The organism is uncultured Porphyromonas sp. (assembly GCF_915070105.1).
GTDB lineage: Bacteria > Bacteroidota > Bacteroidia > Bacteroidales > Porphyromonadaceae > Porphyromonas.
This window is the reverse complement of the sequence record NZ_CAJZFJ010000070.1, coordinates 1-11,266: the sequence shown is the minus strand read 5'-3', so window position 1 is coordinate 11,266 and position 11,266 is coordinate 1. Positions and strand designations below refer to the sequence as shown.

Annotated in this window: 9 protein-coding genes; 4 read left to right on the top strand and 5 right to left on the bottom strand. The window is 52.6% G+C overall.

The window, feature by feature from the left end; translation table 11 throughout:
* The 4 genes from QZ554_RS07140 to QZ554_RS07125 all read right to left on the bottom strand — a co-directional run.
* Positions 1-311: FAD-binding protein (locus QZ554_RS07140; RefSeq protein WP_297195401.1), on the bottom strand; the 311-nt coding region annotated here is incomplete at its 3' end.
* Between the two features lie 51 nt (positions 312-362).
* Positions 363-1,067, bottom strand: a complete 705-nt coding sequence (locus QZ554_RS07135) for a succinate dehydrogenase/fumarate reductase cytochrome b subunit (protein WP_297195400.1) — start codon at positions 1,065-1,067, stop codon at positions 363-365.
* Between the two features lie 668 nt (positions 1,068-1,735).
* The gene (locus tag QZ554_RS07130; RefSeq protein WP_297195398.1) at positions 1,736-3,022 is read right to left on the bottom strand and encodes a DUF2851 family protein; all 1,287 of its coding nucleotides are present in this window, start codon (positions 3,020-3,022) and stop codon (positions 1,736-1,738) included.
* 26 nt (positions 3,023-3,048) lie between these two features.
* Positions 3,049-3,504, bottom strand: coding sequence for a type I restriction enzyme HsdR N-terminal domain-containing protein (locus tag QZ554_RS07125; RefSeq protein ID WP_297195397.1), 456 nt, complete (start codon positions 3,502-3,504; stop codon positions 3,049-3,051).
* Between the two features lie 62 nt (positions 3,505-3,566).
* Here QZ554_RS07125 and holA point away from each other — a divergent pair, with 62 nt between their 5' ends.
* A complete protein-coding gene (gene holA / locus QZ554_RS07120) occupies positions 3,567-4,568 on the top strand; it encodes a DNA polymerase III subunit delta (RefSeq protein ID WP_297195395.1) in 1,002 nt (333 codons plus the stop codon).
* A gap of 140 nt (positions 4,569-4,708) precedes the next feature.
* Here holA and rpsO read toward each other — a convergent pair whose 3' ends face one another.
* A complete protein-coding gene (gene rpsO, locus QZ554_RS07115; RefSeq protein WP_297176723.1) occupies positions 4,709-4,978 on the bottom strand; it encodes a 30S ribosomal protein S15 in 270 nt (89 codons plus the stop codon).
* Between the two features lie 446 nt (positions 4,979-5,424).
* Here rpsO and cas9 point away from each other — a divergent pair, with 446 nt between their 5' ends.
* The 3 genes from cas9 to cas2 are packed head-to-tail and all read left to right on the top strand — an operon-like array spanning position 5,425 to position 10,291.
* Positions 5,425-9,006 (top strand): type II CRISPR RNA-guided endonuclease Cas9, encoded by a 3,582-nt coding sequence (cas9, locus tag QZ554_RS07110; RefSeq protein WP_297195393.1) that lies wholly within the window; start codon positions 5,425-5,427, stop codon positions 9,004-9,006.
* A gap of 17 nt (positions 9,007-9,023) precedes the next feature.
* Complete coding sequence (gene cas1, locus QZ554_RS07105; protein ID WP_297195391.1) at positions 9,024-9,932, top strand: type II CRISPR-associated endonuclease Cas1; 909 nt, start codon at positions 9,024-9,026, stop codon at positions 9,930-9,932.
* Positions 9,929-10,291, top strand: coding sequence for a CRISPR-associated endonuclease Cas2 (gene cas2, locus QZ554_RS07100; RefSeq protein ID WP_297195389.1), 363 nt, complete (start codon positions 9,929-9,931; stop codon positions 10,289-10,291). Before cas1 ends, cas2 begins: the two co-directional genes overlap by 4 nt.
* Positions 10,292-11,266 lie beyond the last annotated feature (975 nt).

The window sequence follows — 11,266 nt, the reverse complement described above, 5'->3', positions numbered from 1 at the left end:
CCCTTGATCGTATCGTAGAAGAGGCGGTAGACGGAGTCCCCGTCGTTTTGGTAGTTCTTTGCAGCGTTGATACCACCCTGAGCGGCGATGGAGTGTGCACGGCGAGGGGAGTCCTGGATACAGAAGTTGAGGACGTTGAATCCCATCTCTGCCAGTGATGCAGCTGCAGAGGCACCTGCCAGCCCCGTACCGACGACGATGATATCGAGGCGACGCTTGTTGGCTGGATTGACCAGCTTCTGGTGGTCCTTATAGTTTGTCCACTTCTCGGCTAATGGGCCGGCGGGGATCTTAGAATCTATCTGTGACATAATATGGATAGGGCTAATAACGGATCGCTTGCTTATGCGCTAAGTCTAGGACTAAAGGCTACAAGCACCCCCGCAGAGGGAACGGAAGAAGTAACACACCACGACGGCTGCGAAGCCAAGGATGATGATAGTGGCATAGATGTTCGAGATCTTGTGCAGACGATCGAACCACACTCTGTTGTTAAACCCGATGGTATGCAGCGAGCTCCAGAAGCCGTGTGCTAGGTGGAACCATAGGGCAGCCAGCCACACGAGGTAGAGCACGACAAAGATAGGGTTGGAGAAGGTATAGCGGATGAGTCCAGCACCATCTGTAGGTCCAGAGACGCCCTCGATCCCGAGGTCGTGCTGCCCCATGATCTCTGCTAGCTGCATCTTAGCCCAGAAGTTGAAGAGGTGCAGGCCTAGTCCGAGGAGTACGATTACACCTAGGACCATCATGTTCTGCGAAGCCCACTCTACGCCCTTGGGGCGGTCGATGACAGCATAGCGGTCGTTGCCTCGTGCCTTACGATTCTGGTTCGTCAGGATGAAGGCATATACGATATGCACGATGAAGAGTAGGGCTAGCCCCTTCGTTGCCACGAGGGCATACCAGTTCGCACCGAGGAATTCGCAGACAGCATTATAGCCTTCCTCTGAGAAGAGGGCTACGAGATTCATCGACATGTGGAAGGTCAAGAACAGGATAAGTGCAAGGCCTGAGATACTCATGACCAACTTACGCCCGATCGAAGATTTGATTAACCACGACATACAAGTTCTATTTAATTATGATCTGTTGATACACGTCACACATGGCAATAGGGATATGGACCATTCACCCATACCCATCCTCCTCACTAGCATAGATCTCCCCAAGGGTTTCCCTATCGCCCTACAAAGATAGCTTAATTAGGTATATAAAGTACTATTATTAGCGAAAAAAAGGCATAATCGTACTAGCCTATATCCCAACATGTAGGTAGATGAAGGCTTGCAGAGGGTTCTTATATCCTTATTTTATACCTAGAATAAGCTAACCATATCGCTGTATACTATCTCCCCTGATCCCCGAAGGAGCCTCCGGGCTGACGTGTGTAGGGCACTAGGACAGAGGGACGAAGGCCTAGGGTGGGGGCGTCAGGAGCCTAGCCTAGATACAGGTGTATCTTTCCCCTAGGCTCCGCTTATCCTAGTGTACACCTATACCCTAGGAGGGTGGAGTATACACGTGTGTACACTATAGTATACCCACGTGTACACACTTGTGTACACGCGTGTACACTCATGCGCTCTCGGTATGAGCCCAGGAGGGTGCTCTAGGAGGAAATAACTATAGGGGATAACGCTGGCGCTACAGAGCTATGGGCTAGGCTCCCTCGGGTATACAATGGATATCCCCGAGGGGGGTATGCGGGAGGGGTACATGTGCTGGCTCTGGCCTACGTCGTAGCCTCTGAGGGGCAGGTGCTCCAGGGACAATAGGAGCAGAGCTGCTGGCTACAGTAGTGGCGATGTAGGTAGAGTAGGGCTTGGCTGTGCGAGGCTGTCTCTACGGGGAGCCCAGCCGAGGCGAAGAGACGTGTGATACGATTGCTCTCTGCCGAGAGTCCGTCCAGCAGGGAGAGGGGGGAGGACTCCTCACCTTCGTCCCCATAGTGTTGCCTCCAGGTGAGGCGATAGGGAATGAGGACATTGATGATCAGTAGGTCACAGCTCGCAGGACTGAGGACGCTACAGGTGCCTACCTCACCCTCTTCCCTACGACCCTCTCGGGAGGGGCGAAGGAGCTCATAGGCCTCTGTTAGGCTGTCCACACGGAGGCTCTCCTCGGCTAGGCTCTCCCTCTGGCAGAGTAGCCCCGCCAGCTGTAGGAGGCGACGCTCGGGGAGGTTGCTGGGTCGGGTGCGTGCTCGGCGAAATGTCCCGCTAGGTAGAGTGCGCAGGGCATACTTGTGGGCAAGGAAGGTATATTCACCCTCTAGGTGCTCTCTGTAGTCTCCCTCGGGGAGGAAGCTAAGGAGACTTGCTTGCCCGAGGAGTAGCGCCTCGATTTGGTCCAAGTGATCCCGATGCTTCATCAGAATGGTGTAGGGGAGGCTAAGGGCTAGTCGCTCCATGGCTTCGTTGTTGAGCCCGAAGCCGAAGTAGCGCATAAGGAGGGAGTAGAAGGTCTGCCCCCAGTCTCCTTCGCAGCGGTGCAGTAGATCCTCTACCGCCTTCGTCTTCTCTCGCACGCGGCAGTGCAGTAGACATCGAAGCCAAGCCTCACGTACGACAGGACTGAGCTGGGCAAGGGGGACTGGGTTGCCCAAGGACACCCCAGGACAGCAGGGAAGGGCTGTGGGGGAGGGACTATGCAGTACGTTCTTCGGCTCTAGGTGCTGGGGGATCATTAGCAGGCAGGTCGGTAGTGGCGCTCCACTGTCCAACGCTATCGGGCGGTTGTCTAGCTCCACGACGTGTAGGATCACCGAGCGGTAGGCGGGATCAGTGTCGTGGTGGTGATGGTACCACTCGGCGGAGGCATGGTGGATCTCCACACAGCCGATCCAGAGGAGGTCATTGATGCGAATCTTAGCGGCAAAGAAGTCCGGGCCTGCATCTGTATTTAGCTCTCCGGGCTCCAGCACCTCTATGCGAGCCCCTGCGAGCTCCCCTGTCGGGATGAGTTGGTCGTAGAGGCCATAGCGCCAGACGTAGTGTAGGTAGGCTTCTCTGTGTCTCATGGTGGTCGTCGGTCGTAGGGTGAAGGTCAGTCGCTGAGCTCGTCGTAGGGCGGGATATGCTCCAGGAAGGTATAGGAGCCCTGCTCATAGTCAATCCAGCAGGCGAAGTGCTCCATCCCGTTGCTTAGGATGAGGTAGGGTACACGCAGCGTATAGTTGTAACGAAGGATCTGCTGAAGTACTCGATCGGTAATGCGGATGTGGGGTGCCTTGTACTCGATCAGTACCCGAGGGGTGAGCTGACGGCTATAGAGTAGGGTATCACACCGCTTGGTCGTCAAGCCCACCTGTATGGTCACCTCGTTCATCATCAGCTCTCGGGGGTAGCCTAGGTGCTCCATCAGGTAGTGCACGAAGTGCTGGCGCACCCACTCCTCGGGGGTGAGGGTGACGAATCGCTGGCGGAGGTCATCGTAGATATAGGTCTTACCCTCCTCCTTCCTTAGTCGTAGGCGGTAATCCGGGAGATTTAGTTTGATCATTCTTATCTTTGTCGTACGTGTCCCCTAGGGCACGCCCACGAAGTTAGACAATAAATACCGATATGGCTACCTACGATGATATCGCCAAGGCGATCAAGAAGGGTGCGCTCCAGCCCGTGTACCTCCTAGCAGGGGACGAACCCCTCTATATTGACCGCCTTGCCGAGCTCTTCCTGACGAAGGTCATCCCCGAGGATGAGCGGGACTTCAACCTCACTGTCCTCTATGGGGCAGAGGTCACCAGCCGAGACATCCTGCTCGATGCTCTGCGCTTCCCGATGATGGGTGAGCGTGTGCTCGTCCTCGTGAAGGAGGCACAGCAGGTGCGAGACCTCGATCAGATAGCTAGCCACCTAGATGATCTACCCCAGAGTACCTGCCTCGTGCTCTGTCATAAGAAGAAGCCCGACAAGCGTAAGACCCTCTACAAGACCCTCAATGAGCGCAAGGCTGTCTACGAGTCATCCAAGATCTACGACTCCAAGGTCCCCGACTTCATCGTACGTACCTTCGCTGAGCATGGCCTAACGATCGACCAGCGTACCGCCTTCCTAATGGCTGAGGCTACGGGTAATGACCTGGAGAAGATCCTAGGCGAAGTAGGGAAGATAGCTCTAGCCCTCGAGGGGAAGAGCTCTATCGTGCGCCCCGAGGATATAGAGTACTATGTGGGGGTGAGCAAGGAGTACAACAACTTTGAGCTCCTCTCTAGCCTCATCAAGCGAGACTCGGCTCGTGCCTACCGTATAGCCTTCTACTTTGCAGCCAACGAGCGTACCCACCCGATCCAGGTCACCTTGGCTACCCTCTTTGGCTTCTTCTCCAACCTCATGGCTGTCTACTACATTCCTCAGCCCAACGAACGTTCGATAGCAGAGGCGCTGAAGGTCTCTCCCTATGCCGCCAAGGACTATGACCTCGCTCGCCGAAGTTATACCGCTAGCCAAGTCTTCGCCATAGTCCATCATCTGAGGATGGTCGATGCGGCCTCTAAGGGGGTCGATGCCTCTCTACCAGCCTCGGAGCTCTACAAGGAATTAGTCTCACTTATCCTATCCGCCTAGTTCCCCTTCGCTGGAGCTCTACCATTCCCAAGGCTTATCCTAATTCCGTATATATAACTAAAGAGGCTACCTCCCAGTCGGGGGGTAGCCTCTTTATCTGGTAGGCTATATGAGATAGCCTAGTGGATCACCTTAGGGGATTAGCGGCGGATGCCGAGTTCCTTGATGATGGCACGGTAACGCTCGATGTCGATCTTCTGGAGGTAGTCGAGCATACGACGACGCTTACCGATGATCATACGTAGCGCACGCTGGGTGCTGTAGTCCTTCTTGTTCTTCTGTAGGTGACCCGTTAGGTGGGCGATACGGAAGGTGAAGAGTGCGATCTGGCTCTCAGGAGACCCAGTGTCCTTAGCGCCCTTACCATGCTTTTCGAAGAGCTCGGCCTTCTTAGCTGAATCAAGATACATATTACTTGTACTTATATAGTGAAACAAAATACCGCCGTCGCAAGCTATCCCTACCACCCCTCACAGGGAGGAGGAAAGACAGACGACGCATCGGATCGTGGCGCAAAGATACAAAGAAAGAAGAAGATAAGCCCCGAGTGCCTCAGTTGGATCTGCATTTGAGACCGAAACCTAAACGATCAGGGTGGGTGTATGTATCCTGTGACCAGCCAGTACAGCGGGTGGAGGGTAGGTGATAAGTTGCGAATTAGCTAGGAAGTCAGTAACTTAGGCCGTGTAATTGGGAGACCTCTTGTACTGGTGTATGGACACAAAAAAAGACGAGGACCGAAGTCCCCGCCTTGGATGTTTTCACAACGGAATAATCCTTATTGTGATTAGCTTTTCAAATCAGTACCACAAAGGTAGCCAAAATATTTATAATCCAATAAACGCAGAGAAGTACAATGGCAAGAAAAGTACTTGGTCTAGACCTCGGTGTCGGGTCTATAGGGTGGTGCCTAATCACCCTTGACAAAGATGAGAAACCACAGAGTATCCTAGGTATGGGGAGCCGTATCGTGCCCCTCTCTACGGATGATGCCACGGAATTCACTCAGGGAAAGGCGATCTCCAAGAACAAGATGCGTACGGTGGTACGCACCATCCGCAAGGGCATGGATCGCTATCAGCTACGGCGAGAGGCTCTAAAGAAGGTGCTCAGTGAGCATGGGATGCTCCCCGACGAGTCCCTCATCAAGCTCCCCCTACTCGAGCTCTGGGAGCTACGGGCACGAGCTGCTACCCCAGGAGAGCAGCTGAGCCTAGCTGAACTGGGACGCGTGCTACTACACATCAACCAGAAGCGAGGCTACAAGCACGCAAAGGCTGATGAAGCTGCCGAGGCTGAGGCCGAGGGCAAGTCCAAGAAGGAAAAGGAGGGCTATGTAGCTCAAGTCAAAGGACGTTACCAAGCCCTAAAAGAGAAGGGGCAGACCATCGGTCAGCACTTCGCTGAGGAGCTAAGAGCTAATCAACAGACCGCCCCCAGGGGAGTCTACTACACCTACCGCATCAAGGAGCAGGTCTATCCCCGTGAGGCTTACCTCGAGGAATATGACCGTATCATGGCGGTGCAACGAGAGTTCTATCCCGAGATCCTCACAGATGAACTAATTCAGAGGATACGAGACCGCATTATCTTCTATCAGCGTCCTCTGAAGTCCTGCAAACAGCTGGTCTCCACCTGCGAGTTTGAGAAGAAAGAGCGGGTCGTACAAGTGAAGCGTATCAACAAGGAGGGTGTCGAGGAGCTCGTCGAGAGAACCATCACCATTGGTCCGAAGGTAGCCCCGAAGTCTTCCCCTATCTTTCAGGTCTGTAAGGTCTGGGAGTCCATCCATAACATCCGCCTTTACTATCCTGATGGCACAGAGCGAGTGCTGGAGCAGGAGGAAAAGCAAAAGCTCTTTGACTACCTCCAGAAGAACGATAAGCTTAGCCTTACGGCACTTCGTAAGGAGCTCAAAATTAAGCCGAAGGACAAGCTCTGGTGCGACAAGCTACTCGAGAAGGGGATCGCAGGGAATACAACTGCAGCTATCCTGCGCAAGGCCTTCAAGGGCTATGAGCAGTATGAGAGGCTATTCCGATTTGACTTGGTTCGTAGGGATTCTCGCGAGGCTGATGAGGATGGTGTCATTTGTCAGGTCATTGATGAATCTGATAAAGAAGGATATCAAAACGAACCGCTCTACAAGCTCTGGCATATCCTCTACTCCATCGAGGATAGGGCTGATATGTATCGTGCCCTAGTCGGACAGCTCGGGATCAAGAGAGAAGACCTAGACAATGGACTGATGGATGCCCTCTATAAGATAGACTTCGTCAAGCAGGGCTATGGGAACAAGTCTGCCAAGTTCATCTGTAAGCTCCTTCCTCACCTCCAGGAGGGTAAGATGTATAGCGAGGCTGCCGAGGCTGCTGGAGTACGGCACTCCGATAGTATGACTGCTCAGGAGCGAGATGAGCGTAGCTTGCTGGAGGAAATCCCTCTCCTGCAGAAGAATGCCCTTCGTCAGCCTGTAGTCGAGAAGATCCTAAACCAGATGATCAACCTCGTCAATGCGCTCAAGAGGGAACATGGTGAGATCGATGAGGTACGTGTAGAGCTAGCTCGCGAGCTAAAGATGAGCCGTGAGGAACGTGAAGAGGCCACTAAGAGCAATAATGCACGAGAAAAGAAAAACAAGGAAATCGCCGAGGATATACAGATGAAGGGGGATGGCCTTACTCCCACGAAGTCACGTATCCAAAAGTATCGCTTGTGGCAAGAGTCTGCCGAGAGCTGTATCTACTGTGGTAAGCATGTAGATCTCGTGCAATTCCTCAGAGGTGAGGAGATCGAGGTAGAGCACATCATCCCGAGGTCCATCCTCTTCGATGACTCCATGTCGAATAAGGCCTGTGCCTGTCGCTCTTGTAACCAAGAGAAAGGTAATCGCTTTGCGATGGAGTACATCCAGTCCAAGGGATGGGAGCAGGACTACATCAAGCGAGTGGATAGCCTTTTCCATGCTAAGAAGATATCCTACTCTAAGCGTCAGCGCCTCTTGATGCTACCTAAGGATCTACCCGAAGACTTCATCGAGCGTCACCTACGACTCTCTCAGTATATCTCCCGTGAGGCACAGAGCATTCTCCGTAAGGGGATACGACTAGTGAGTGCCTCCGAGGGGGGGGTCACTGCTAAGCTCCGTCAGCTGTGGGGCTATGACAATATCCTGCAAAAACTCAACCTAGATCGATACAGATCTATGGGCGAGACAGAGGTCGTTACGGTAGAACATCGGGATGGAGAGCGTACCGATGAGCGTATCAAGGACTGGTCTAAGCGAAAGGATCATCGTCATCACGCTATCGATGCCCTCGTCGTTGCTTGTACTCGGCAGAGCTACATACAGCGACTCAATAGGGTGAATGCAGAGGCGGATCGTGAGGAGATGGATACATTCATCAAGGAACAGCAACAAGAGCACAAACTTTCTAAGAAAGAGAAGCTCTCCCTACTGGAGCATTGGCTCATTCGACAGCCTCACTTCACGACTGGAGAGGTGACAAGTCACGTCGAAGGTATCCTTGTCTCACTCCGCCCAGGTAAGCGTACCATATCCCGAGGTCGTAATATCTACAATCGTTCGGGTAAGACCGATGTGCAGAGGGGGGTACTTATCCCACGAGGTGCACTCTCCGAGGAGACCATCTATGGTGTGATCCGCGTCGATGGAGAGGATAAGGTCGTATGCAAATATCCGCTCCAAAGCCTGAAACCAAAGGATGTTGGCTACATTGTAGACGAAGTACTACGCGAAAAGGTCAGAGAGCGCATCACTCAGCGTGGAGAGAAGGAGGCCTTCGCTGAGCCCCTTTATTTCGATGAGGCACAGACGCAAGAGGTACATAGTATCCGATGCTTTACGGGTAAGGATCTGTCCAAGCTCGTACCGCTTAGATACAATGCTGAGAGCGAGGCTGTAGGTTTTGTTGCCCCGGGGAATAATCACCATCTAGCCCTATATCGGGATGTGGATGGGAGAATGGTCGAGTCGGTGGTCACCTTTTGGCAGGCAGTCGCACGTATCCGTTATGGTTTACCTGCCATAGTTACTCACCCGAGGGAGGTGATGGAGCAGGCCTTCTCCATACCCGATCTCCCCGAGGAGGTTCTAGAGGCGCTCCCCATCTCTAGGCTACGCTTGATGGAGGTGCTACGCATCAATGATATGTTCCTGATTGGGATGACGGATGGGGAAATCAAAGCTGCGATAGAAGGAGAGGACTATCCTACGCTGAGTCGCCACCTCTATCGGGTACAGAAGCTAGCGACACATGACTACGTATTTAGGTATCACTTAGAGACAACACTTGATGGTAAAGATAACGTGGGGGGAATCCCAAAATCTTATAGGGCTCAAAGCTTGAAAGCATATGTGAAGCTTAACCCTCGCAAGGTGAAGATAGACCTCCTAGGCAGAATATCCCTAGCCTAAGTCAATAGGCTAGTATCATGATGAAGCATACCCTTTACTTCGGGAGCCCTGCCTACCTCGCCCTTAGGAATAAGCAGATCGAGGTGCGTCAGCCCTGTGAGGGGGAAGCTAAGCGTCCAGTACGGACGATCCCAATAGAAGATATTGGGGTCGTCCTACTCGACCATCAGCAGATCACCATCACCCATGGGCTCCTGCACGCGCTTCTGGAGAATAACTGCGCCGTAGTAACGTGTTCTCCTAGTCACCTGCCTGCAGGGCTTCTACTTCCCCTCGATGGACACACACTCCAGAATGAACGCTTCCGCACACAGCTGGAGGCCTCCCTTCCCCTGCGGAAGCAACTCTGGCAACAAACCGTGCAGGCGAAGATCCTCAATCAAGCCACGCTCCTCGGGCAAGTCCTCGGGGAACCCACGAAGAACCTACTTGCCTGGGCCAAGCAGGTGAAGAGTGGCGACTCAGAGAACCTAGAGGCTCGAGCAGCGGCCTTCTATTGGCGCAACCTCTTCGTCTCTCTGCCGGGCTTTCTCCGAGAGCGTGAGGAGGCTGCTCCCAACGCCCTCCTCAACTATGGCTATGCGATCCTAAGGGCTATCGTCGCCCGTGCACTCGTCAGCTGCGGTCTCCTCCCGACGCTAGGTATCCACCATCACAACAAGTACAACGCCTACTGCCTAGCGGATGATATTATGGAGCCTTACCGCCCCTATGTGGATCAGTTGGTCGTCGAGCTCTGTGAGGAGGAGATCCCTACGGCGCTCACCAAGGAGCTGAAGGTCCAACTCCTCTCCATCCCTACTCTGGACGTCGAGATAGAGGGACAGCGTCATCCTCTGATGGTCGCTGTCTCCCTGACGGCGGGCTCCCTACTGCGTTGCTTCCAGGGAGAAGCCCGTAAACTATCCTATCCTATACTCCGATGAAAGCAAGTCGTCTAAGTGAATATCGTGTTATGTGGGTCTTTGTATTCTTTGATCTCCCTACCTATACGTCGCTGGAGCGTAAGGCAGCCTCAGGCTTCCGACAAAGCCTCCTCAAGGATGGCTTTTCGATGTTTCAGTACTCTATCTACACCCGTCACTGTGCTAGTGCCGAGAATGCTGCTGTGCATGTGTGGCGGGTGAAGAGTATGCTCCCCGACGAGGGTGAAGTAGTGATCATGACGATCACAGACAAGCAGTTTGGGATGATGGAGCACTTCTCCTCTCACTGTACGACGAAGCCCCCAGAAGCGCCTCCTCCCCTTGATCTCTTCCCTGACGAAGATATTTTTCTCCTCTAATCAAAGGAAAAGCCGGTGGAGTACCACCGGCTTTTCTCTTTCTATAAATCTTCGTAAGCTACTCATGTCTAGATCACTATGCAGAATCAGTTGCATTAGCGATACGAAGGTACTGAATTGAAAGCTAATCACAACTCAAGTGGCTTAAGTTCGTCGTGGACGTTGGTTGCATTAGCGATACGAAGGTACTGAATTGAAAGCTAATCACAACTTAAGTGGCTTAAGTTTTTGGTCGATGTTGGTTGCATTAGCGATACGAAGGTACTGAATTGAAAGCTAGTCACAACCCTCTCATGGTGCTATCTCTGCTCTCCCTAGTTGCCTTAGCGATATGAAGGTACTGAATTGAAAGCTAATCACAACCATAGCGTAGAGTTGAGGTGAGGTTGTCAGTTGCCTTAGCGATACGAAGGTACTGAATTGAAAGCTAATCACAACCCTTCGCCGTAATGAAACGAACGACACGAGTTGCCTTAGCGATACGAAGGTACTAAATTGAAAGATAATCACAACATCACATCAGCCACATCAGGGTAGGGGCTCGTTGCATTAGCGATACGAAGGTACTGGATTGGAAGCTAATCACAACGGTACGGCCATCAGAACGACCATTGTACCGTTGTGTTAGCTACACAAAGGTACTAAGCTGAAAACTACAGGCAAAAGTTGTCTCTATCGTGATGCTTGGTGATGACTATCACCCCTAGAGGGCGGGTATTGAGCTCCGTCTTGCCCTCTTTGATTACATTGTGTGATGGAATAGAATAGGGCTGACGCATGAAATCACTATAGTGCGAGGGCAAGGTCGTCAAGGACTACACGCCGAAGATAGAAGTATCTATGTCCTAGGCTAGATATGCCAAGCGAATGCCTCCTACCTAGGAGGGATGAGTATACACGTGTGTACACTACTGTATACCCACGTGTACACAACAGTATACACGCGTGTACACTACCTCGCTCTAAGTATATCCT